The sequence below is a fragment of the Kocuria atrinae C3-8 genome (assembly GCF_000286355.1).
Lineage (GTDB): Bacteria > Actinomycetota > Actinomycetes > Actinomycetales > Micrococcaceae > Kocuria > Kocuria atrinae_A.
In genome coordinates, this window is record NZ_AJXN01000030.1 from 21040 (window position 1) to 44378 (window position 23339).

General features: G+C 64.7%; 21 protein-coding genes and 6 pseudogenes. 5 read left to right on the top strand and 22 right to left on the bottom strand.

The annotated features are described in order from the left end of the window. Positions 1-9: 9 nt before the first annotated feature. The 9 genes and pseudogenes from YO9_RS0104205 to YO9_RS0104245 form a co-directional block, all read right to left on the bottom strand. The gene (locus tag YO9_RS0104205) at positions 10-2109 is read right to left on the bottom strand and encodes a WYL domain-containing transcriptional regulator (protein WP_016996382.1); all 2100 of its coding nucleotides are present in this window, start codon (positions 2107-2109) and stop codon (positions 10-12) included. Between the two features lie 21 nt (positions 2110-2130). Beyond that, complete coding sequence (locus tag YO9_RS0104210) at positions 2131-2526, bottom strand: FKBP-type peptidyl-prolyl cis-trans isomerase (RefSeq protein WP_016996383.1); 396 nt, start codon at positions 2524-2526, stop codon at positions 2131-2133. 56 nt (positions 2527-2582) lie between these two features. After that, positions 2583-3596: an FKBP-type peptidyl-prolyl cis-trans isomerase gene (locus YO9_RS0104215; RefSeq protein ID WP_016996384.1), complete on the bottom strand. Its 1014-nt coding sequence runs from the start codon at positions 3594-3596 to the stop codon at positions 2583-2585. A 121-nt stretch (positions 3597-3717) separates the two neighbouring features. After that, a pseudogene (gene pafA, locus YO9_RS0104220) lies at positions 3718-5084 on the bottom strand (Pup--protein ligase). Positions 5085-5138: 54 nt separating this feature from the next. Beyond that, the gene (locus tag YO9_RS0104225) at positions 5139-5348 is read right to left on the bottom strand and encodes a ubiquitin-like protein Pup (protein WP_016996385.1); all 210 of its coding nucleotides are present in this window, start codon (positions 5346-5348) and stop codon (positions 5139-5141) included. Between the two features lie 40 nt (positions 5349-5388). Continuing rightward, on the bottom strand, positions 5389-7062 hold the full coding sequence (gene dop / locus YO9_RS0104230) for a depupylase/deamidase Dop (protein ID WP_223286084.1): 1674 nt from the start codon (positions 7060-7062) through the stop codon (positions 5389-5391). Beyond that, complete coding sequence (arc, locus tag YO9_RS0104235; protein WP_016996387.1) at positions 7059-8756, bottom strand: proteasome ATPase; 1698 nt, start codon at positions 8754-8756, stop codon at positions 7059-7061. Before arc ends, dop begins: the two co-directional genes overlap by 4 nt. Next, a pseudogene (locus tag YO9_RS0104240) lies at positions 8749-9848 on the bottom strand (tRNA (adenine-N1)-methyltransferase). Before YO9_RS0104240 ends, arc begins: the two are co-directional and overlap by 8 nt. 81 nt (positions 9849-9929) lie before the next feature. After that, complete coding sequence (locus tag YO9_RS0104245; RefSeq protein ID WP_223286085.1) at positions 9930-11090, bottom strand: site-2 protease family protein; 1161 nt, start codon at positions 11088-11090, stop codon at positions 9930-9932. Between the two features lie 136 nt (positions 11091-11226). Between YO9_RS0104245 and YO9_RS0104250 the strand changes: the two genes are divergently transcribed. Beyond that, positions 11227-12123, top strand: coding sequence for a PAC2 family protein (locus YO9_RS0104250; RefSeq protein ID WP_016996388.1), 897 nt, complete (start codon positions 11227-11229; stop codon positions 12121-12123). A 105-nt stretch (positions 12124-12228) separates the two neighbouring features. Here the strand turns inward: YO9_RS0104250 and mshC are convergent. From mshC to YO9_RS0104265, 3 genes and pseudogenes are all read right to left on the bottom strand, one after another. Then, a pseudogene (gene mshC, locus YO9_RS0104255) lies at positions 12229-13535 on the bottom strand (cysteine--1-D-myo-inosityl 2-amino-2-deoxy-alpha-D-glucopyranoside ligase). Positions 13536-13623: 88 nt separating this feature from the next. Next, positions 13624-14456, bottom strand: a pseudogene (locus YO9_RS0104260) (undecaprenyl-diphosphate phosphatase). A 114-nt stretch (positions 14457-14570) separates the two neighbouring features. Beyond that, on the bottom strand, positions 14571-14936 hold the full coding sequence (locus tag YO9_RS0104265; protein ID WP_016996392.1) for a hypothetical protein: 366 nt from the start codon (positions 14934-14936) through the stop codon (positions 14571-14573). 203 nt (positions 14937-15139) lie between these two features. On the opposite strand from YO9_RS0104265, the gene YO9_RS21355 reads away from it, so the two are divergent. Further along, entirely contained in the window at positions 15140-15220 is an 81-nt protein-coding gene (locus YO9_RS21355; protein ID WP_396350724.1) for a hypothetical protein, read from the top strand. Positions 15221-15298: 78 nt separating this feature from the next. Here the strand turns inward: YO9_RS21355 and YO9_RS0104275 are convergent. From YO9_RS0104275 to YO9_RS0104295, 5 genes and pseudogenes are all read right to left on the bottom strand, one after another. Further along, a pseudogene (locus YO9_RS0104275) lies at positions 15299-16443 on the bottom strand (acyl-CoA dehydrogenase family protein). 79 nt (positions 16444-16522) lie between these two features. After that, the gene (locus tag YO9_RS0104280) at positions 16523-16798 is read right to left on the bottom strand and encodes a hypothetical protein (protein ID WP_223286086.1); all 276 of its coding nucleotides are present in this window, start codon (positions 16796-16798) and stop codon (positions 16523-16525) included. Further along, positions 16795-17073, bottom strand: coding sequence for a hypothetical protein (locus YO9_RS0104285; RefSeq protein WP_223286087.1), 279 nt, complete (start codon positions 17071-17073; stop codon positions 16795-16797). Before YO9_RS0104285 ends, YO9_RS0104280 begins: the two co-directional genes overlap by 4 nt. Before the next feature lie 26 nt (positions 17074-17099). Next, a complete protein-coding gene (locus tag YO9_RS0104290) occupies positions 17100-17435 on the bottom strand; it encodes a hypothetical protein (RefSeq protein WP_016996396.1) in 336 nt (111 codons plus the stop codon). Between the two features lie 8 nt (positions 17436-17443). Then, positions 17444-18770 (bottom strand): annotated as a pseudogene (locus YO9_RS0104295) (M20/M25/M40 family metallo-hydrolase). Between the two features lie 243 nt (positions 18771-19013). Between YO9_RS0104295 and YO9_RS0104300 the strand changes: the two are divergent. Both YO9_RS0104300 and YO9_RS0104305 read left to right on the top strand, forming a co-directional pair. Next, positions 19014-19319, top strand: coding sequence for a hypothetical protein (locus YO9_RS0104300; RefSeq protein WP_223286088.1), 306 nt, complete (start codon positions 19014-19016; stop codon positions 19317-19319). Between the two features lie 96 nt (positions 19320-19415). Further along, positions 19416-19922 carry a GNAT family N-acetyltransferase gene (locus YO9_RS0104305; protein WP_223286089.1) on the top strand — a complete coding sequence of 169 codons (507 nt, stop codon included), beginning with the start codon at positions 19416-19418 and terminating at the stop codon, positions 19920-19922. Between the two features lie 9 nt (positions 19923-19931). Here YO9_RS0104305 and YO9_RS0104310 read toward each other — a convergent pair whose 3' ends face one another. From YO9_RS0104310 to YO9_RS0104325, 5 genes are all read right to left on the bottom strand, one after another. Beyond that, on the bottom strand, positions 19932-20375 hold the full coding sequence (locus tag YO9_RS0104310) for a pyridoxamine 5'-phosphate oxidase family protein (protein WP_016996399.1): 444 nt from the start codon (positions 20373-20375) through the stop codon (positions 19932-19934). A gap of 92 nt (positions 20376-20467) precedes the next feature. Further along, positions 20468-21280 carry an SOS response-associated peptidase gene (locus tag YO9_RS0104315; RefSeq protein ID WP_016996400.1) on the bottom strand — a complete coding sequence of 271 codons (813 nt, stop codon included), beginning with the start codon at positions 21278-21280 and terminating at the stop codon, positions 20468-20470. Positions 21281-21348: 68 nt separating this feature from the next. Continuing rightward, complete coding sequence (locus YO9_RS16755) at positions 21349-21744, bottom strand: hypothetical protein (protein ID WP_223286090.1); 396 nt, start codon at positions 21742-21744, stop codon at positions 21349-21351. Positions 21745-21746: 2 nt separating this feature from the next. After that, positions 21747-22007 carry a hypothetical protein gene (locus YO9_RS16760; protein ID WP_223286091.1) on the bottom strand — a complete coding sequence of 87 codons (261 nt, stop codon included), beginning with the start codon at positions 22005-22007 and terminating at the stop codon, positions 21747-21749. A gap of 61 nt (positions 22008-22068) precedes the next feature. Continuing rightward, positions 22069-22530 carry a hypothetical protein gene (locus YO9_RS0104325; RefSeq protein WP_016996401.1) on the bottom strand — a complete coding sequence of 154 codons (462 nt, stop codon included), beginning with the start codon at positions 22528-22530 and terminating at the stop codon, positions 22069-22071. A gap of 302 nt (positions 22531-22832) precedes the next feature. Here YO9_RS0104325 and YO9_RS0104330 point away from each other — a divergent pair, with 302 nt between their 5' ends. Continuing rightward, positions 22833-23060: a hypothetical protein gene (locus YO9_RS0104330; protein ID WP_016996402.1), complete on the top strand. Its 228-nt coding sequence runs from the start codon at positions 22833-22835 to the stop codon at positions 23058-23060. The last annotated feature ends 279 nt before the right edge of the window (positions 23061-23339 follow it).

The following is a 23339-nucleotide window of genomic DNA, read 5'->3' on the forward strand; positions in this document are numbered from 1 at the left end:
GGCCATGGTCTACGGTTGCGTTCCTTCCGTGAAGAGGCTGTTATTTATCCACTGTTCAACTGTGCGAACCACCTCGGGAGGTGCAGCCACGGCCACGTGCCCCGCGTGCCGGGTCACGAGCGAACACAGTGCCTCGACCGTGGGGAAATCCACTTCCGCAGCCACGTACTCGGGCAACTGCTTGGGACCCTTGGCACCCGCGTGCCCGTTGGTCACGGTAATGGGCGGTTCGTCCGTGGCGGGCAGTTCCACGGTCGCCGCACGCTTGGCGTGATAGTGCTCCACGATCCAGCGGCCGCGCCGGTCCGTCACGAGCACCGCTTGCACGGGCCTGCGCTTCTCGGGGTACAGGCTCGTGCGAGTTTCGGAGTCCATGCGCGGGTGTGCCTGGGCCTCCCCCACGTCCTCGCAGCTGAGAATGCAGTCCGCGCGGAACGTCCTGGGACCCTTGGCGTTGAGGCACCAACCGCGCACGTACTGGTGGCCGTCCGATGAGACGATGCGCACAGGGTCCACGAGCCGTTCGGTGACCTCGTCGCGGGACGCCACCACGTAGCGAATCTTCACGCGCCGATTGTTGGCAATCGCCTCGCGCACCCGGCCCACCAGTTCGGTGTCCTCAGGGACGGGCTCGGCGGGCTGGTCCGGCGCGGCCAGCGCGTCCGCGAGCGGCAAGGCATCCGCGGCGGTCGCGACTTTGCGCATGGTCGAACGGACGACGTCGCTGTTGCCGCCCGGCAGCGCCTGGAGGGTTTGCAGCCCCATCAGCAGCGCGCTGGCCTCGGGCACCGTGAGCCGCACGGGCTCCGACAGTTCCTGCGCGTTGCCCAGATAGATGTGCCCGTCATCCCAGGACGCGTCAATCAGTTGATCGGGCATGTGGCCCGGTCGACCGCACACGAACAAGGTTTGCAGGTCAGCAATCAGTTCCTGGTCGGTGATCCCGAAGTGCCGCGCCGTCTCCTCGAGCTGCGCTCCCTGGTGGGAGTACACGTGGCGCACGATGTGCAGGAGCCTGGCCAGGTGCTGCTCGGTGCTCGCCTTCGCGGCACCGTTACGGCGCTGTTTGCCCCAGGCAACCTGCACCCCACCGACACGGTCCTGGAACTTCTCGGCCTCGGCCAAGCGGCGTTCGACCGCTCGGGCCACGGCCCGCTGAGTGTCCAGATCGGCACCGGCGGCCGTGGCGACCCGGGCGTCCGGTCCTGCGGCGCACACGTGTTCGGCCGCACCCTCGGTGTCCGGAACGGCCAGCAGCACGGCGTCGAAACCGTCGGGAAGGTGTGGGTCCTCATCCGTGAGGGGCGTGGCGATCTGACGCAAGAGTTGAGCCGCGCCCTGGCGGACATAGACCGTGACCCGCACGCGCGTGGGCGGGTGGACCATGCGCGCGAGCTGGCCGCCCATGGAGAAATCTTCGGGAGGTTGGAAAGTGTCCCGGGTGATCGCCACCTCGGAAATGATGCGCGACAACCGGAAGGTGCGTTGGGCCTGCCGGTCCTCATCCCAACCGGCCAGGTACCACGCGCCGAAACGCGAACCGACGCCCCAGGGTTGAACCGTGCGGCGGCTGTAGGCACCCGTGCGATCCACGTAGTCGAAGCGCACCGTGCGGTGGCTCAGCACCGCGGACAGCAACGGTTCGAACGCTGGGTCCGCCACGGCCACGGTGGGCTGGACGTCACGGCCGGGTGCTGCCTCATGAGACAGCGCCGGTTCCAGCTTGTCGAGGGCGCGGCGCGCCAAACGATCCTGAGCGGCGTCGTTCCAGGCGTCCGCGGCAACCGCGAGGACGGCCGATTCCTCGGCGCTGAACTGGACCTGGGGTAATTGGTACGAACCGCGGGACACGCGATAGCGCGGGGCCAGCTGGGCGTCGGAGGCCCACGGATCGTCGTCGGGGATTTCCTCGACCGGGTAACCCAGGGACCTCAAATGCGATTTATCACGCTCGAACATCCGCTCGAACGCATCGTGGCTACCGGCCTTGTGGTACCCGGGAACGATCTCGCGGAGCTGGTCACGCGTGTAACCGCTCTCGCGGTCCAGGAGCGCAATGAGCAGGTTGAGGAGCCGCTCCGCCGACGCAGCGGTGGAGCGGCCCGTCACCGAACCTGAGGATGGGGGCATTTAGCGGACGTCGAGCAGATCGACCACGAAGATCAAAGCCTCGTCCGGGCCGATGGCGCCGGGAGCGCCGCGCTTGCCGTAGGCCATCTCCGAGGGGATCTCCAGACGACGGCGGCCGCCCACCTTCATTCCCAGCAGACCCTGGTCCCAGCCCTGGATGACCTGACCGATACCCACGGTGAAGTCCAGGGGTTGGTTGCGGTTCCAGGAAGCGTCGAACTCTTCGCCACCCGAGTATGTCACGCCCACGTAGTGGCAGGAAATGCTGTCTCCGGCCTTGGCCTCGCGGCCGGTGCCCGGAATCTCGTCGGTGATGCGCAGTTCGGTGGGAACCGGGTCCTGCGGGAAATCGATCTCCGGCTTGGAACGATCCAAGTTGCGCTGTCCAAATGACACGTTGCTGGCCTTTCGTAGAAACCGTCCCGGCACCGGGACCTGTCCGATCGACTAGTTTACTTCTCCGACTCGGACGGTGCTGGCTCGGGAGCCTCCGACCCGTTGCCTTCCTCCGAGGGCTGAGGAGCAGCGCTCTCCGACGGGGCGGCGGACTCGCTCGGCGCGGGCTCGGGGGTCGGAACGGCACCCAGGATGTCCACCACGAAGACGAGCGAACCGGACGGGTACTGCGAGTCCTTGCCCAGCTGCTTCTCGGTCCCGTAAGCCTGATCGGTCGGCACAGCGAGCAGGACGCGAGAGCCCACCTTCTGCCCTTTGAGGCCTTCCTTCCATCCCTCGATCACGTTGTCGAGCGGGAAGGATGCGGGCGCATTCTTGTCATAAGAGGAATCGAAGACCTCGCCGTCCTCCCAGCGCACGCCCACGTAGTTGGCGACCACCGTGTCCGTGTCTGCTACTTCTTCACCGTCGCCCTCGATGAGCACCTCCGTCTGGAGATCCTTGGGTTCCTTGCCGGAGGGCTTCTCGATGGTCGGGGTGCCTTCATCGTCCTGCGTGACATTGGGCATCTTGTCCGAGGTGTCCTTCATGTCCTCGTTGAGGGGCACCTGGATCTTCTTGGCCACCTGATACACCTCGACCGAGGTGGACTCGTCCCCCGCCGCGCCGCTCGTGTCGGGCGAGCTGTACGCGATGATCGCGCCTTCCTTGGCGTCAATCAGGGCATCGTGCATCTCGGGGATGGCTTCCTTGAGCTGGTTGTCCAGCTTGAGCACCTGACCGGCCCCCTGGCTGTACGTGTCGCCCAACGACGAACCGTCGGAACCCTTGAACAGCGCCGCCTGCAGGAGGATGTTGTCCCCCTCGTTGAGGTCTTCGCCGTCACCTTCGCGCAGCACCTTGGTCTCCGCCTCGCTCACCTGGAGTGGAGTTTCGAACGAGACCGACGGCGCGGTGCCCTCGGACGGGTCCTTGGCCAATTCCACCGAATCCATTTCGGCTCCGCCGCACGCGGTCAACATCAGGGACAAGGCCAGGGCGGTGCCCGCGGCCGGAACAATCTTTCGCAAAGGAGAATTCACCTTTCAACACGAATGGGCACTGAGGGAAGTCGCCCACCAATCTAAGGGACGCGCTTGAGCACCAGCTGATACTTCACCGGTCGCTCCAGTGGGGGTTCCCCGTGAACTTTCAGCTCTTGGACATGGCCTGGACCTCGGCAATCAGCTCGTCAGCGTCCGGTTGGGACGTGGCGAACGGGTCCTTGCACATTACGGTGCGCTGGTTCTGCGAACCGTTGAGTTTGAGGTGCACCCAGTCCACGGTGTAGTTCTCCCCCGCGTCCAGAACGGCCTGGATGAATTTCCCACGCAGCCTCGCCCGCGTGGCCGGAGGCTGCGTGACGGCGGCCCGAGCGGCGTCGTCGGAAATGAAGGACGCCACCGCGCCCCGCCGACTGAGCATGCGGAACAGCCCGTGCGTGGGTGAGGTGTCGTGGTAGGCGAAATCCAACTGCAGCAACCGCGGGTTGGCGTAATCCATGCCGTGGGCGGCGGCGTAGGAGTCCAGTAGTTTCTTCTTGATGGCCCAGTCGAGCTCGGTGTCCACCAGGTCGAAGCGCTGCTCGGCCACGGCGCGCAGACCGCGTTCCCACAGCTCCAGCACCCAGTCCACGCGATCGTGGTGCGCGCCGTGGCGATCCACGAAGTGTGTCACGGCCTGCAGGTATTCCTGCTGCAGGTCCACGGCGGACATCTTCTCCCCCGAGGCCAGTTCCACCTGCGCCCGCCGGTGAGGTCATGGGAAATGATGCGCAGCGCGGCCGCGGGATCCGCCAGTGTACGGTCCGGCAGGATCTTGCCGGCCTCGATCATGCGCAGCATGAGGTCCGTGGTGCCCATCTTGAGCGCCGTAGTGGTCTGGGACATGGAAGAATCGCCGTTGATCACGTGCAGCCGGCGGTAGTGCTCAGCGTCAGCGTGGGGCTCGTCGCGCGTGTTGATCATGGGCCGCGAGCGCGTGGTCGCGGAGGAGGAACCTTCCCAGATGTGGTCGGCCCGTTGCGAGAAGGAGTAGCTGGGACCGTTGGATCCGTCACCCAGAGTGAGCCCGCCGAATTCCGCGGGACCGTTCGGGTGCACGCGGCCGGCTCCCACCAGGATCTGGCGGGTCACCAGGAACGGGATCAGAACCTGCACCAGGCGGGCGTACTCGGTGCGGCGGGAGATCATGTAGTTCTCGTGGGAGCCGTAGGAGTTACCCGCGGAGTCCACGTTGTTCTTGAACAGGTGCACCGTGCCGCCGGTGCCGTCCTGGTCCAGTTCTTGTTGGAGCTGCTGTCGCAGATCGTCCACGATCAGCTCACCGGCTACGTCCTGCGCCACGACATCCTCGAGTGAGGCGGTCTCCGCGCTGGCGTATTCGGGGTGCGAACCCACGTCGAGGTAGAGCCGGCCGCCGTTGGGGAGGAACACGTTGGATGCTCTCCCCCACGCGAGCACGGGCGCGAACAAGCGTCGCGCCGTCTCGTCGGCACCCAGGCTGTGCCCCTGGGACACGCTGTGGTGATGCCGAACTCGGTTTCGATGCCGTAGATTCTGCGGTCCACGAGGTTACTGGCCGCCCTTCTGGACGAAGCCCTTCACGAAGGCCTCAGCGTTGGTTTCAAGCACGCCGTCGATCTCGGCGAGCAGGTCATCGGTGCCCTGGGTGTCGCGCTGGGCCTGACCCGCGCCCTGCGACGGCGCCGGGGTGCCGTTGTCGGGCAGGTCGGTTTCTTCCTCGCGGCGCGAGCCCTGGCCGAAAATTCGTTCCTGTGCCATGTGTCTCTCCTGAATCTTTCTGTGCTTCAAGTATCGGTACTCAGTTGATGCCGGTTCCGGTGACCGTGCCGGGGCGTTGTGCGGCCACCCGATGTACCCACTGTTCAACATCCGGGGCGTCGAACCATTCCCGGGTGCTCTCGCGGGTGAGGTCCAGCGGTTCGGGCATGCCGATGCGCGCGCCCCTGCGGATACCGGGGAATTCCACGTTCACACTGTCCCAGCCCACGCTCACCATGGCGGACGGGTAGCGGCGCACGGCGGTGCCGCGGAACCACGCACGGGTGTCCTCGGGTGGTTGATCCGCCGCGCGTTCGATGGTTCCGGAGTCGACCAGCGTGCGGATCCGTCCGGCCCCAGCCAGCCGGTGGTAGAGCCCCTTTTCAGGGCGTACGTCCGCGTACTGCAGGTCGATGGCGATCAACCGGGGGTCGTTCCACGCCATGCCGTCGCGCTGCCGGTACGCGTTGAGCAGGGCGTACTTGGCGGCCCAGTCGAGTCGGTCGGCCAAGCGGGAGGGGTCTTCCGCGAGGTCGGTCAGCACCTCGTCCCACAGGTCCAGTACCTGCTGGGTGTCCCGGTCCAGCCCGTCCGGCGCCAGTTCGCGCTCCAGGTCCAGCGCGGCACGGTAGTACTCACGCTGGATGTCGACGGCGCTCAGCTCGCGGGCGTCGCGCAAGGGCACGGTCGCAGTCACACTCGGGTCGTGGCTGACCGTCTGCAGGGCGGCCACGGGATCGACCAGGTCCAAGTCGGGTATCCGATCGTGTTCGATCAGGTTGAGCACGAGCGAGGTGGTGCCGAACTTCAACAGCGTGGCCGTGTGGGACAGGTTGGCGTCACCAATGATCACGTGCAGCCGGCGGTACTTGGTGTCGTCCGCGTGCGGTTCGTCGCGCGTGTTGACGATGGGGCGGTGGATGGTGGTTTCCAGGCCCACGGTGCGCTCGAAGAAGTCCGCGCGTTGGCTCAGCTGAAAGCCCGGTTCGGAACCGTCCACCCCCAGGCCCACGCGGCCGGCACCGCACATGATCTGGCGGGTCGCGAAGAACGGCAGCAGCGCCGCGGTGATCCGATCGAAGGGCACCGCGCGGTCCACCACGTAGTTCTCGTGGGCACCGTAGGACACTGACTTATTGTCCGTGTTGTTCTTGTACAGGTTCACGGCCGGAGTCCCCGTCTTTTCAGCACCCCGCGTGAGATCCTCCACGGCGCGCGCGGCCACCACGTCTCCCGCGGCATCCCACGTGAGCGCGTCCAGCGGGGTGGTGACCTCCGGTGAGGAGTACTCCGGGTGCGAGTGGTCCACGTACACGCGCGCCCCGTTGGGAATCACGGTGTTCATGATGACCTTCCGCCAGTCCATGTCCTCCGTGTACATCGCGGACTCGGTGATGGCCTCCGCCGCGATTTCCTCGGCGGTCAGTACCGGGGCTTGATCGGTCAGCTGCGAGGGGTGAGCTTGTTCACGACTCATGGTGTACCCGCGAGCATCGGACAGCGGCGCCTCGGAACCGTAGTCCCAGCCGGTGCCCACGCTCGTTTGCCCGCCCGAACCGTTCTTTCCAGAAGATTCCCGGGACAGTTCCCGTGCCACCCGCAGCGCATAACTGGTCACCACCCGCGTGGACAGCACGGTGGCATTGGCGTGGGGCTCCCCCACGGCCAACACGCCGAACTCCGTCTCACTGCCCATGACCCTGCGGACGCTCATGACCGCTCCCCTTCGGCGAGCGCTCCGGTGCCCCGATGAACGGCGATCCGCACGTCCTGGATCGTGTTGGCCCGGCGGCCGGTCAGGCGTGCCCAGTCCTCGGGATCCGCGGTGTTGGGCAGGTCCTGCTGTTCGTAGAACTCTTCGTCCACGGCGTCCACCAGGTGCTCGCGGGTCAGACCGCGCTCGCCCGTGGTCAGCAAGGTCTTGATGGCCTGCTTCTTGGCGCGGTCCACCACGTTGCGGATCACCGCGCCGGAGGCGTAGTCGGCGAAGTACAGGGTTTCCTGACCGCCGTCCCGGTAGGTGATGGTCAGGAACTCCGTGGCCGAGGTGCGGTCGTACATGTGGGCGATCGCTGCGTCGATCAACTGATCGGCGGCGGCCTCTCGGGAACCCGCCGCGGCGACGTCGGCCTCGCGCAACGGCAATTCCGGGGTGACGTAGAGCTTGAAGATTTCGCGAGCGCCGTCGCGATCCGGGCGGTCGATGCGGATCTTGACGTCCAGCCGGCCGGGACGCAGCACGGCGGGGTCGATCATGTCCTCGCGGTTGGTCGCACCGATCACGATCACGTTGTCGAGCTTCTCCACGCCGTCGATCTCGGTGAGCAGCTGCGGCACGATGGTCGTTTCCACGTCCGAGGACAGGCCCGAACCGCGCACGCGGAACAGCGAGTCCATTTCGTCGAAGAACACGACCACGGGAACGCCGCGGGCGGCCTGTTCGCGCGCATTGGCGAAGATCGAACGGATCTGGCGCTCGGTCTCACCCACGTACTTGTCGAGCAGCTCGGGGCCCTTGATGTTCAAGAAGTACCCCAGGGCGCGTTCGCGTCCGGCCTTCGCGGCACTGCGTTCGGCCAACGAGCGCGCCACCGCCTTGGCGATCAGCGTCTTGCCGTTGCCGGGAGGACCGTAGAGCAGAATGCCCTTGGGCGGGCGCAGGCCGTGCTCGCGGTACATGTCCGGGTGCACATAGGGCAGTTCCACGGCGTCGCGGATGGCCTCGATCTGGGTACCCAGGCCACCGATGTCCGCGTAGCTGACCTCCGGTACTTCTTCCAGGACCAGCTGTTCCACGTCCGTGCGTTCCACGTGCTCCAGGGCGAATCCGGTGCGGTGGTCCACGGTCACGGCGTCACCGGGCTTGGGGCGGTTCCGGCGCAGCGCCCCGGAGAGCAGCATGACGCGTTCCTCGTCCGAGCGGCCCACGGTCAGCACGCGGTCGTGGTCGATGATCTCTTTGATGGTGGCCACTTCGCCCACGCGGTCGTAGTCAAGCACCGCGGCCACCACGTAGTTCTCGTTGAGCAGCACCCCGATCCCCGGTTCGCACGAACTCAACGACACGAGCGGGCTCACGGCCACGCGCATCTTCCGCCCGGAGACCAGCACGTCCAGGCTGGCCATGGTGATCACCGGACCATCTCCCGTGGCCGTACCCACGGGCTGGTGCCCGGGATTGACCTGCTGCACCACACCGAAACTCATGGGCGGAACGGCCTCAGCGGCCAGCGTCTGCTTGAGTTTGACGATCTCCTGCCGCGAGGCATCCAGCAGGCGCACGAGCTTCTGGTTCTGCGAACCCACGCTCGCGAGTTGCTTGTCCAGATTGCGCTTCTGGTCGCGCAGCATATTGATCTGCCGCTGCGTGTTGTCGGTGGCCCGGTTCTCCGGGGTGGCGTCACTCATGACTGGTGTCCTCCGTGCTCTGCGGGGTGTTCTCCCGCCGCGAGTCGGGATCGATCTGTGCGGTGGCCTTGGCGGCCTGTTCGGCCAGGTTGGTCGCGTCGCGGCCGGCGCGGCGCAGCTTGCGGTCAGAGACGATCCGCTCACCCAGGGCCACGGGCGTCCACGCCTGCAGATCCTCTTCCGTGTAATCGCTCTTGGACGCACGGCGCTTGGGCGCCAGACGCACCGCACCTTCCGCGAGCTTGCGGGACTGGATCAGGAATCCCGTGTGCGCGACCATGCGGTGATCGGGGCGGACCGCCAGACCCTCCACGTGCCAGCCACGCACCATGGTCTCGGAGGCTTCGGGTTCGGTGTAGCGCCCGTCCGCGCGCATCGCCTCGGCCACGCGCGACAGCTGGGTCACGGTCGCGACATAACACATGACGACGCCGCCCGGGGCCAGTACGTGGGCCACGCGTCCAGGCATTCCCACGGGGCCAGCATGTCGAGGACCACGCGGTCCACGGAACCGGCTTCTTCGACCCGGGGCAGTTCCTCCGCGAGATCTCCCAGTGTCAGCTGCCACGCGGGGTGCGGACCGCCGAACATGGTTTCGATGTTGCCGCGGGCGATGTCCGCGAATTCTTCACGGCGTTCGAAGGAGTGCACCGTGCCTTCATCACCCACCGCACGCAGCAGCGAGATGGAGAGTGCACCGGAACCCACGCCGGCCTCAACCACGCGGGCCCCGGGGAAGATGTCGGCCATGGTCACGATCTGGCCGGCATCCTTGGGATACACCACGGCCGCGCCACGGGGCATGGACAGCACGAAGTCCTTGAGCAGTGGGCGTAGGGCCTGGAACTGGATGCCGCCCGAGTTGGTCACCACGGTGCCTTCAGGAGCGCCGATCAGTTCCTGGTGGGCCAGCACGCCGCGGTGGGTGTGGTATTCACCGCCCTCGGCCAGAGTGATGGTGGTGATGCGGCCGCTGTCATCGGTCAGCTGCACGCGTTCGCCCACGCGCAAGGGCCCCCTCCGATTGGCAGCACCGCGGACGGGTGCTGCGCTCTGGGTGGTTTCGGGGCGTTCGTGCGACTGATCGGTCATGTGCTCGCTTTCACGGAAGGGCGATGTGTTGTTCATCAGGGGGTGGCGCGCGTGGCGCTCCGGTCACTATCTGTCATTGTCTCACCGTGACGCGTGGGAGTCCTCATCGGCCCATGATGTGGCGGGCCAGATCCGTGTGGTGCACCACGCCCACCACGGAGCGGTCAGGATCGAGGATGAGCAGCACGGGAAACCGTTGATCTCCAGATGCCGCAAGAGATCGTCGCCTCGCTCGTCGGCGGGTGCGGAGGCTTCGGTGGGCGCCCATTCCATGACGTTACCCACCGGGGTGCTGCCGCGCAGGTCGGTCGGTACGGCGGCGGCTCGCTGCGGGCTGAGCACGCCAAGGTGACCCGAGGCGGCGTCGCGCGCCACGACGTCGGGAGTCCACCCGCTGTAGCCCTGGCTCGTGGCGGCTAAGACGGAGGAGTCCACCAAGGACAGCGGGAGGTCCGGGGAGAATTCGAGGGCGGGTCGCGCGATCGATGCTGCGCGCAAGGGGTGAACCCGGCCCAGCACCTTGGCCTGTTTGAGTGCTTGGGAGGCACCCATGAAAATGAACGCCGCAATCATGAGCGTGATCAACAGAGTGATGGGCGAGGACCAGAGTCGCTGCCACACGATCCACACCACGATCAGCGCGGCCAGGCCGCGGCCGCTCCACGCCGCCACGGTGGTGCCCTTGCTCTCCGACCCGGTGAGCCGCCAGACGATCGCCTCGACCACGCGGCCACCGTCCAGGGGCAGGCCGGGCAGCAGATTGAACAGGCCCAGGATCCAGTTGGCGAACACCAGCAACTGCAACAAGGCCCACCCAGGTCCCGCGTTCTGTGCCGGGGCCAGGAGCATGAGCGCGGTACCGATGCCCGCGAGGATGATGTTGGCGATTGGACCCACCAGAGACACCACGGCGGTGGAACCCGGCGAAGCGCGCACGGCGCCAAACGTCGTGTGGCCACCCATCAGCGTCAGCACGATCCGTCCGACCGGCCAGCCCGCAGCCCTGCCCACGAGCGCGTGCGCAACCTCGTGGACCAAAACGCTGAAGGCCAACCCCACGGCGAAACCGAAAGCGATGACCAGATTCAGCCAGCCCAGTTCGGGGTACACACGCCACAGAATGGGACCGTAGAGCACCACGGTCACCACCGCGATCACGAACCACGAGCGATCCAGGTGAACGTCAACACCACCGATCCGTCCCAGGCGGAGCCCCCGAGGGGCCGCGGAACCGCCGCTCATGCGAACGCCCGCTCGGTGGTGCGGGCGTGGTGTGTGGAGCGTTCTACAGGCATGCGCCCATGTTAAACGTGCGCCCGGGGAAGCTCCTGGATCACCACTCGTGGTACTGCATCCCCGCTCGCCGTACAGTGGAACGGTGAGTACGTTTGACGAGAAGAATTCGCAACCGCAGGTCGGGCCCTTCGGCGTGGTCCGCGACAGCGACGACACCGAGAAGGTCACCGTGATGATCGCGGCCTTCGAGGGCTGGAACGATGCCGGTGACGCCGCGACCGATGCCCTCAAGCTCATGAGTGAGCACTACGGGGCGCGCGAGGTCTTCGAGGTCTCCCCCGATGATTTCTACGACTACCAGTATTCCCGGCCCGTGGTCCGCCGTGGCCTGAGTGGTGAGCCCAAGCTGCAGTGGCCCACCACCAAGCTGTCCAAGGCCTCGGTGCCCGGAACCAACCTGGAACTGGTGCTACTTCACGGCTGGGAGCCCTCCTACAAGTGGCGCACGTTCACCGCCGAGTTGCTCGAACAGGCCACCACGCTGGACGTGGACTTCGTGGTCATGATCGGGGCGCTGCTGGCCGACGTGCCGCACACCCGGCCCATTCCCGTCACGTTGACCTCGGACACCGAAGAACTGCGCGACGAGCTCAACATCGAGGCGCCGCAGTACGAAGGCCCCACGGGCATCGTGGGCGTCCTGTCGCACATGGCCGCGCTCGCGGGATTCCCGACCATCAGCATGTGGGCCGCGGTCCCACACTACGTGGCGCAGTCGCCGTCTCCCAAGGCCGAGCTGGCCCTCTTGCGTCAGTTGGAGGAACTACTGGGCATCTCACTGCCCGTGGATCCGATCGTGGAGGACTCCGAAGCCTGGGAGCGCGGGGTCAATGAGCTGTCCGAAGAAGATCCAGAAGTTGCCGCCTACGTGCGTCAGTTGGAAGAAGCCAAGGACACCGTGGACCTCCCCGAGGCCACCGGTGACGCCATTGCGCGCGAATTCGAACGCTATCTACGACGCCGCGACGACCGCGGGTAGCGCCCCTCCCCCGCGTTCGTGCGAACGTCCCGGTCACAGCACAGTGGCGGCGGTTCCCTCCGAGGGGAACGCCGCCACTGTATTTCTTCGCGATGAGTCGGCTGATTAGAGCACGACACCCAGACGGGATTCGATGAGATCCACGGCCAGCTGACGATCCTCGGCGGACGCATGGGCGCCACGAGCGGCCGCACCGCCCTTATTGCGTGCGGCCCACGCATCTACTGCGATCAGGGCGGCCGGAGCGTTCAGGTCCTCGGCCAACGCAGCGCGAACCGCCTTGAGCAGGTCCTCAGCACCGGCGGTCTCCGGCTTGGCTGCGGCTTCGCGCCACGAAGCCAGCCGACGCTTGGCGTCCGCGAGCAACTCATCGGTCCAGAACCAGTCGGTGCGGTAGTGATTCGCCAGGATCGCCAGCCGGATCGCTGCAGGGTCCACGCCCTGTTCACGCAGCTTGGAGACCAAGACCAGGTTGCCTTGGACTTGGACATCTTCTCGCCCTCGAGTCCCACCATGGACGTGTGCACGAAGTGCTCGGCCATGGGCTTGCCCGACAGCGCGTAGGAGTGCCCGGCACCCATGTCGTGATGCGGGAACGCCAGGTCCGAACCGCCGCCCTGCACCGTGAACGGAGTGGGCAGGTACTTGAGGGAGATCAGGGAACACTCGATGTGCCAGCCGGGGCGGCCTGCGCCCAGTGAGGCACCATCCCAAGCGGGTTCGCCCGGGCGATTGACGCGCCACAACAGCGGGTCGAGGATGTCTCGCTTGCCTTCGCGCTCCGGGTCTCCCCCGCGCTCGGCGAACAGCGGGAGCATTTCTTCGCGAGTCAGACCGCACACGTCACCGACCACCCAGGCATCGGGATCGGTTTGCTTCAACTCTGCGGCGGCGTTGATGTCGAAGTAGACGTCGCCATCCGGCTGCTCCACACCTTTCTCGTCCACGCCTCCGGGCACCCGGTAGGCCAGACCTCGATCGATGAGGCGCTCCACGGCCGGCACGATCCACTCGACCGATTCGGTGGCACCCACGTAGCGGGCCGGCGGGACCACGTTCAAGGCGCTCATGTCCGTGCGGAACAACTCGGTTTGCTCCTCGGCCAGGTCCCGCCAATCGACACCCGTGGCTTCGGCGCGTTCGAGCAGGGGGTCGTCCACGTCCGTGACGTTCTGGACGTACGTGACGTGCTGAGCGGCGTCGTTCCAGGCGCGGTGCAGAAGATCGAAAGCTACGTACGTAGCAGCGTGGCCCATGTGGGTCGCGTCGTAGGGGGTGATGCCGCAGACGTACAAGCTTGCCTCGGGACCCGAGGGCAGCTGAACCATCCGCTGCTGCCGCGAGTTGTAGACCGAGGGCGTGGGGGCTGTTCCGGGCAATTCAGGAACGGGACGGGCAGACCAGGACTTCATACTCACCTTTTGTTCACGGACATCGGTCACTCATGACTTCAACGGGTGCCCCCGGCACCCTATTCCCCCGAATGTGTGGAAACACCGATCAGGCGTTGATCACTCCGGTTCCCAGGAGAACAAAGATGCCGGCACCCAACAGGATGCGGTACCAGACGAACAGGTTGTAGCTGCGCTCGGAGATGTAACGCATGAACCAACCGATGATCACGTAGGCGATCACAAAGGCGATACCCGTGGCCACGAGCGTCTGACCCATGGTGTAGATGCCCTCGGGTTCCTGGCCCGTCATGGCCTTGTACAGCTTGTACAGGCCGGAAGCGAAGACCGCGGGGATGGCCAGCAGGAAGGCGTAACGAGCGGCGGCCGCGCGGGTGTACCCCATGAGCAAACCCGCGGTAATGGTGCCGCCGGAGCGGGAGACACCGGGGATCAGGGCCAACGCCTGCGCCAGGCCGTAGCCGATGGCGTGCTTGACGGTCAGATCCTGCAGCACGCGTTCCTGCTTACCCACGTGATCGGCAATGGCCAGGAACAAACCGAAGATCACGAGCATGGACGCGGTGATCCACAACGAGCGGAACTGGCTGTCGATGTAGTCCTCGAGCAGAAGGCCCAGGAGCGCAATCGGGACCGAGCCCAGGATGATGAACCACCCCATGCGGCGTCGGGGTCCTTACGGGAAACCTTGCCGACCAGCGACAACGACCAGTGCTTGATGATCCGCACGATGTCTCGCCAGAAGAAGATCACCACCGCGGTTTCCGTACCCAGCTGGGTGATCGCGGTGAAGGCGGCACCCGGATCCGCGCTGTTGGGCAAGAACTCGCCCACGATGCGCAGATGCGCCGATGAGGATACGGGCAAGAATTCAGTCAGGCCCTGGACAATTCCCAGAATGATTGCTTCGATCCAGTTCACGCGACAACTGTACGGCACCCGGTGCTGAAAAATGGGTGAATAAAGGGCCCACGTGTTCTATAACACGTGAGCCCTCTTCCGCCCACACGGTGGGTCGTGACCGCTGACTATGCCCTAGCGACGGGAGGAATCCGACGAATCATTGTCGTCATCATCGTCGTAGTCGTCCTCGTCCACGAGATCTTCGTCCATCATCTCGTTGTCTTCGAGCAGGTCCTCGTCGTAATCGTCATCATCGTCGTCATCATCGTCGTCATCATCGTCCGAGTCGTCCTCGTCCTCAGCGAACACGCTGAGCGGAGTGACTTCGTCGTAGGCCTCGTACAGAGCCTCTTCGTAGGCGTCGAAGGCGTCGGCAATCGACAGGTACGCCCCGTCCACGGCGGGGTCGTTGTCCGAACGTCGATTTGCGGCGGCGGCCAGGTGTTCTTCGAACGCGTTGACCAGTGTTTGCAGGGCGGCGCGAGGATCATTGCTCATGGGGTAGACGTTAGTCGTTATCGAGGCAGAATGGGAGCAATGAAAGAACAACGTTTGTCCGAGATCACGTCCGCGCGCCATCTCCCCGTGGCCAGCCGGGACGACAGGTACGAATACCTCACGCTGACCGTAGCCCCCCGCGAACACCTCGCCGATGCCCGAGCCAGGTTCGCGAGCACGCAGAGTACGGCAAGTGGGAACTCATGCGCTCGGCGGTCCTCTACGGCGGTGCCCGCCGCTACGTCATGCGGCGGCGCATCATTCGCGTCGAACGCACCTTCTGATCTCGCGCTGATCTAGTCCGCCCGCTCGACGACGCCGTTCGGTACAGTCCTCGCGTCACCCCAGCTGCGGGCGCGGGCTCAGTCGGTCGGGATCGGACCCAGCAGCGACTTGGCCGTGGCGGCATGCACCGACTCGTTGTCCGACGGGTGGTACATCCCGGCAAGCACGTCACGGTAGAGCCGTTCCAATTCGCTCCCACGGCGGAACTGCGACCCACCGGTCGAACGCAGTGCCAGATCCACAACCTGCCGGGCGGTCTCCGTGGCCCGGTGCTTGAGGCCGGAGAACAGGATGAACCAGCGGGCACCGTGCTGAACCTCATGAACGGTGCCCACCGAATCCATGTCCGAGCTGAGCTGGCGCAGTTGTAGTTCCACGCCATCGCGCAGGATCCCGGCCTCCGCAATGTGCCAGCGGATATCCGGATCGGTCGCATAGCTGGCCCCGCGCGCATGCGACATCCGCTTGTTCACGATCTCCACGGACACCTCGATGGCCCGATCCGCGATCCCCGTGTAGACGGACGCCAGCAAGACCTCGAAGCACCCGAAGATTCCCCACACCACCGGATCCGGCGAAGGCCCCACGGGAATCTCGGTGAGAACGCGCTCCGGTGCCAGCACGGCGCCGTCGAGCACCGTGGTGCACGACTGTGAGGCACGCATGCCCAGCGCATCCCAATCCTGTTTGATGTCGATGCCTTCGGCCCCGCGTTCGAGGATGCCGAACACGAGGCGTCCGGAGCGTCGTCGTCGCGATCCGTACGGCGAGCGTGGACCAGCAGCCGGGTCCACGCCGGGGAAAGTGAGGTGAAAATCTTGGTACCGCGCAGAAGCAAGCCGCCGTCCGTGGGCTCCGCAGTGGTGGTTGCGTCGAAGAGCACGGAATCGTTTCCCGCCTCAGAAATCCCGAACGCAAACACTTCACCGGCCACGACCTGCTCGAAGATCTCGCGTGCGCGGTCGTCCCCGCGCTGCCACAGTGTGCGGGCAATGCCCACGATCACGTGGTGCATGTTGATGCCCAGCGCGGTCGACGGCGCCGCGGCGGCCAAGCGGCGCTGGGCCTGAGCGGCGTCGGACAGAGTGAAGCCCAGACCGCCGAATTCTTCGGGGACCAGGAGCCGCAGATAACCTGCGGCGCGCAAGTCCTCGAGGTCCTCGGTGAAGAACTCGTTGCGCTCGTCGTAGCCGGCCGCGCGATTGCGGAAGGTCTCGAGCATGTCGTCGGGAAGTACGTCCTGAATCGTGGTCACTGGATCTCCTGGGGATCGAGAATCGTCGGTAGGCGGTGGTCGTGGATCAGCGCAGGGGGTCGGCGGCGTCGAAGCTGCGGGCGATGCGATGGGTCGCGAAGAACGCCTCGTAGGGGCGGTTGCCGTACACGCCGATACGCGAGAACGAGGCCGGTACGGAGGCGTCCCGGTACCAACCGTCCGTGACATTGGGGCGCATGATGTCCAGCGTGGGCTGGTTCTCACCGTTGATCTGCACCTGCTGCCACTGGCCGTCGGTGTTGATCCACATCTCCACCCAGCCGCCGCTGCTCGCGTACGCATACTTGTACGCCTGAATCACGCCCACCCAGCGCCCGGTAGGCACCCGCACGTGGTTGCCGAGCAGTTGCGGGTCATCGCCCATGCGCAGCATGAGTCCACCTTCGGGGTGCCGCACGAGCATGAGGCCCAGCAGAGACGCACCGTTGGCCGCGGACCGTAGCCGCCGGTGAACAGGGTGATCCAAGTGTCGCGGTCGAAATCGCCGTCCAGCACGTAGACGGAGAACCCGTTGAAGTACACGTCGTTGTCGTTGCCGTGCGCGGCCGCCTTGATGATCGGCTCGGTTTCCACCATGGAACGGGGGAACTCGTTGCCCAGGGTCAGGCCGGGCCGGGAGGTGAAGCGGGCAACCTGACGACCGCCACCCACCGGATCAGGGACCAGGTGTACCCGAGCCCTTGCCGGTTGTCGTCGGGGATCAACTTGGCGTAGCCGCTGAGGCCCCGACCGTTGATGTCGGCGTCGAAGATCCGATCCGCCGCGAGTTCTTCGTCGCTCGGTTCGTCCTCAATCCAGTCGGGAATCTGGGTGGCGACTCCCACCGCGGTGGCCGCAGCGACCACGCCTGCGGCGGTGATGATCGCCCGACGTCGTGTGAGGCCAGCGCGGCGGTTCTCAACGGATTCGGGATCGGCGCTCCCGGGATTCTCCCCCACGTGTGCTCCTAATAGTTGGTCAGCAGGCGGTGCAGGACACGCGAGCCGAACTCCAGGGATGCGACCGGAACACGCTCGTCCACGCCGTGGAACATGCCCGTAAAGTCCAGCTCGTCCGGCAGCTGAAGCGGGACAAAACCGTAGCCGGTGATGCCCAGTTGCGAGAGTGACTTGTTGTCCGTTCCGCCGCCCAGCATGTAGGGCAACACCACGGCGTCCGGGTCTTCGGCCTTGAGCGAGTCCACCATGGCGTCCACCACGGTGCCCGAGAACGGAACTTCCAGTCCGATGTCCTCGAACTCGGTCTCGAAAGTGACCCCCTCACCGGCCAGTTCTTTCAACTTCTCCATGACGATGTCGCGCTGCTCGGGCAGGTAGCGCACGTCGATGGTGCCCTGGGCCGAACCGGGGATCACGTTGGTTTTGTAACCGGCATCCAGCATGGTCGGGTTCGACGTCGTTTGCAGCGTGGAACCCACGAAGCGCGCCACGTGACCGAGTTCGTCGAGCAGTCGCTTGGGATTGTCCGGATCGAACTCGACCCCGGTCATTTCGGTCACGGAATCAAGGAACGCCCGGGTGGTCTTGGTCAGCTCAATGGGCACGTGTACTCACCGATATTGGCCATCGCGCGGGACAACCGGGTCACAGCATTGTTCTCGTGCAGTCCGGAACCGTGGCCGGCCTCGCCCTTGGCAATCAGATTCAGCCACATCAGGCCCTTCTCCGCGGTTTGCAGAAGATAGGCGCGTTGACCGCCGATGTTCGCCGAGTAACCGCCCACTTCGCTGAGCGCGTCGGTCACGCCGTCAAACAGCTCCGGGTGGTTCTGCGTGATCCACTTGGACCCGTAGCTCATCCCGGCTTCCTCATCGGCGAAGAAACCGAACACGATGTCACGCTTGGCGCGATCCCCCGTGCGCGCCATGTGGCGCATGACCGAGAGCATCATGGCGTCCATGTCTTTCATGTCCACGGCGCCGCGGCCCCAGATCATGCCGTCCTTGACCTCACCCGCGAACGGATCCACGGACCAGTCATCGGCCAGTGCGGGCACCACGTCCAGGTGACCGTGCACCAAGAGCGCGTCTGCCGAGGGGTCGGTGCCCTCGATCCTGGTGAACACGTTGGCACGCCCCGGAGCGGATTCGAAGTACTGCGGCTCCAACCCCACCTCGGTGATCAATTCGGCCACGTATTCGCCGGCGGCGCGTTCACCCTTGGCGTTGCCCTGGAGTAGTTGGTGGTGTCGAAGCGGATGAGCTTCTGACAGATATCGGCCGTCTCGAGTTCCGGGGCCGAAGCTCCCGAGGTCGTGGAATCCGATGCAGACATGAGGTCTCCTTCTCCTGGGGTCGCCCGGGTCCAGCACCCCGGGTGTCGTTCGCTTACCTTCAACGGTAGTCCCCGTACTCCCCCGAGGCATTCAAGCGGGACCGTCTTGAAACAGCCACGTTCAAATAGTGGACGTGATTTGACAGAAAGCCCTCAGTTATTTCTGTTCGCTCTTACTTAGCAGTAGTATCAGGCGACGGTACTTTGAGATTCCCCCCAAATCCCCCCAAGGTCTCATGCCACATGAAATCCCTACCCCCTGATCTACCCCCCAATTTTCCGCATGACGAGTTGCCACAAGTGGATATTCGCGCCGTAGCGTTTCACCGCTGGCGCACGTTGAAGTGGCTCGTCTCCTTTGTCGAGCCCAATTCGACAAGCCCGCAGGAGGGTCACGCTCAAACTTTCGACGCCGCGTTGCAGCTGGCCAAGACCTGGTCCCTGGCCTATTGGGCCAGGCACTACGGGATCAATGAACTCCTCAGTGACAGTCCGCAAGTTGAGCTCGAACATCTGGAAGTTGATAAAGATTCGTCAACAATTCAGTGACGACATTGCCGCGGTGATCGCCGCAATCCGGTTCTCCGATACTCTGGTGTGACGAATGACAGGCCGCACCGGCCCTTGACCCATATGGAGGCCAAGATGAGTGGAACCATCACCCTGATCGCCCAAACATCGGAGACCAGCAGCACTAACCCGGTGCCCAGTCGACAGGTGACTGCCGAGGATATTCCGGCACTGTCGGAGCTGTTCTTCCAGGCCTACGATGCATCTTCCGCGGCCACGTCCAAAGAGGATGCGCAGCAGATCATCCGGGGTGTCTTCGACGGCGAGTTCGGCCCGTTGTTGCCGGACGCTTCCCCCGTGATCGAAGACGAGAACGGCCAGGTCATTGCCGCGGCCATCGTGTTGGAGCAGCGCAAGGGCGACAACATGCCCAAGGCCCCGTACCTGTTCGAGTTGTTCACGGCGTCGTCGCACCGCCGCCGCGGTTTGGCGGAGCAATTGGTCCGCGAGGCCATGACCAAGCTGTACAACCAGGGCTACGAAGAAGTCAGCCTGCGCATCGCAGAAGACAACTCCGCAGCCCTGGCGCTCTACCTCACGTTGGACTTCAACCGTTGGGTTCCGTACAACGACGATGTCTAAGCCTGGAGGCTAGAGCTCCAGTTCGCGCTGCGCGGGAGGAACTTCTCGCGCATCCGTGTGGCTGGCCCAACGAACGGTGACCTCGAGAAGACGCATGTTCTCGGGGTCACTGGTCTCTGCGGAGTCGGGGTGCTGAGCGGAGAGAACCTCTGCAGCGGCGGCCACCTGCGTCTCATCCAGGACGGCCGCTTCGCCCTCGAGCTGCACTTCCTCGGCGCCGTCGTTGACGATCACCAAGGAGACCCGGGGGTCCGAGGTGATGTTGGTGAACTTTCGGGACAGCGCGTTCGTCCCGAAGATGATGCGGCCGGCGTCACTGGCGGCCACGTGAACGTACGCGGACTCGGGGTAACCGGTTCCGCTATTGCTCGCGATCACAGCAGCTCCCGCGCGGCGCACGAATTCGACCAGCCAACGGCTGTCTTCCGAGATGTTCTTGCCCAGTTCCACCATGACGTCTCCTACCTGATTGTGCCTGTACCTGACACTGTCCACTGTAGGCTTCGGGCGCGTTGGAACCCGGGGTGGCGCTCCAGCGCGAGCCTTTAGAGCAGAGTGTTAAGCGGCTCCACCAAGTGGGGGCCCTGCACGGCCACGGAACCGACATCCTTGGTGACCGGATGCATCCGCCACTCGGACGCCACGTCGTAAGCTTCTGAGATCGCCCGAGTCACGACGTCTCGGGTGCGGTCCTTGTCCGGGGAAATCCATTCCGGAACCAGATCGCTGCTCATGCCGATGGGCAGACGGTTGTGGAGATTACCCAGGTCCGCAAGATGTTCGTTGACCGAGTCAGAGTCCGGGGCCTCGCAGGTCAGGATCGAGCATGACAGCAACCACTGGCTTTCGCCTTCTTTGCCGGAACGGGTCTGCCCTTCGCGGGTGCCCTCCAGCTGACCCTCCGGAATCTTCCACCACTCGTAAATACCGGCGAACCAGATCAATTGCTCCTCGGGCGGGTGCACGAAGTACGGCTGCTTCTTCCCCTTTCCCTTACTGCCATCGGCCGGGGCCAGCCACTCGTAGTAGCCGTCCGCGGGTATCGCGCAGCGTCGAGCCTTGATTGCGGACCTGAACGAGGGTTTCTCCAGGACGGTTTCCGAGCGCGCGTTGAACATCTTGGAGCCCATGGCGATGTCTTTCGACCACGAGGGCACCAGACCCCAGCGTGCCGCGTGCAACTCACGGTGCAGCGTGCCCTGGTCATCCAATCGTTCCAGCAGGATGGGCACGGTCTGGGTGGGCGCGGTGTTCCAGTTGGCCCGCACGTCGTCCCCGGCCAGGGTTTCGTCCACCTCAGCGTCGAATTCCAACGCGAGTTGACCTGGTGTCTTGGCAATGACGTAACGGCCGCACATGGAGTGCCCCTAACTGTTCTGGATGGATCCGTATCCCATGTACTGGGAGTACATGGCGTACACCTGCATCAAGCGTCTTCAACCTGAGACACCGTGGTTCCGGGACGCACGTCGTCCACCGCGCCTGCCGTGCCGGGGTCCCACTCCACGCCCAATGCCGAATAGACATCGGTCAAGACCGAGCGGATCGGGTCGGAATGCTCTACCACGATCACGCTGGAGAAATACCACGCGCCCGCCACGACTCGTTGGGCGGTCCCCGCCAGTTTGACCGGCCGGTGGGGATCCTGCGCGGTGCGAGGCGCATGCACGCTGTACTCCCCCGCGCAGTACTCGCCGGGGATCTCCCCCACGTCCGCGGGGATGTCCAGGTGCTCGAGTGCGGCCACGATCATGTCACCGAACAGGCGGTAACGGTCCTGGATACCGGTCTTGGGGTCAGGATCGGATTCGACGTGATCCACGATCAGGCACCCGCCGTGATAGCGGCCGCGCGTCCACCGACCCGGCGCACCAAAGGTGCGAACCCGGCGTCGAGCGCGGCCTTTCGAGCGCGTGCGAAGCCCGGGTTGAGCTCGTCTCGGCGACCGAAGGCGACCGTGGGGCGGGGTTGGTAGATCCGCAGGACGGGTCCGGTGTTCGACGACCGAGCGGCGTCGAGAATCGACAGGGAACGGCGATAGTCCTGCTCGGCACCAAGGGACTCGCGTTGACGTATAAGTTTCATGCTGCGCCCTACTTTAGTTCCTCGGTAGGGCGCTTTACGGCGACGACGCCGCCCGGTCACCTCACGCGGCCAAGGCCACCGTGGATCCGCTGCGCCACTGCGGCGATACCCTGTGTTCGCACGGCCTGATCCCGTCACGAATGGAGCGAATGGCGATTCCAGGCTTCAAAGGCCCGTAGGCCTGAGCGGCCGCGGTCGCAGCCGCGAGTAACCCATAGTCATCCAAAAGGTTGCGCGAGTCCTTCATGGCCAGGATCTTCTCCCCCGGTTCGGAAGTCTGAGTGACCGGCACGAAGCGGTGAATCCGGTGCTGGGCACGGGCCAACCGCTTCTTCTCACGGCGAGACAGCGAGTTGGTGTCCGGATGGGCGCGATGCCAGGCCTGCGCCCCTCGCAGAACACGGGTCAGCAGCGATACGTGGAACTCAGCGACAGTGCCGCCACCGTGCATTAGGGAACCCAGTGCGGACAGTTCATGGGACGTGAGAGCGGAACGGGTCCGCGGGGAAGTGAACGTCGACATGTCATCCTCTCGACATCGGATGGATCCAAGCTCGCAGGGTGCGTGCCAGATGTGGATCGATCATGCCGGGTGATGACTGATATTTCGTTGAGAGGAGCTGGAGGTTGGCTGGGGTGGTGCTCAGTGAACCCTGTCAAGGCTGCTCTCAGTAGTTCTGACATCACGGTTTTGGGCGGGTCTTGATGTCAGGCTGGTCGCCCCACATCAACGTGGTGCTTCACAGCTTTCTGGCGCCGCCCCAGTTCGGCAAAATAGTTGTACATCTCGCAAGATGGCGCGTCAGGAGTTAGAGGAGAAACGACATGATTCGCAAGGTTCTACTCTTCATCGCCGCAATAGTGGCCGGCACCTTCGTCATGGAGGTCTTGCAGAACATCGGAACCGACGTCTGGATAGCCCGCGGGTTGGGCGCGGTAACCGCCGCGTTTGTCGGTGTGCTGGGGTACTACCTGTTCCTGCGGGGTAAGCCGGAATCGTCGCCGGACACCAGGGAACGGGCAGAGCACCGAAACGGAGTTCAAGGTCGGTAGCCATTCCTATCGCTACGGAGACCGCGACTCGTTCGTAATTAAGCCCAAGGGCGAGCATCTTACGCGGTCACTAGAACTAATAGGACATCACGGCACTCAGGATTGATACTGGGGCCCGTTGATCGCTTTGTTCGGCAACCGTGCCAGAGACAGTCCACCGACGGCCGCAAGAATAATTGCCGTCAACGTCATCGCGCCTGGGAATCCCAATTGCTCGACTCCAAAACCGGCAATTAATGGTCCCGCCGCCAAACCAACTGCATACGCCAACGTATACAG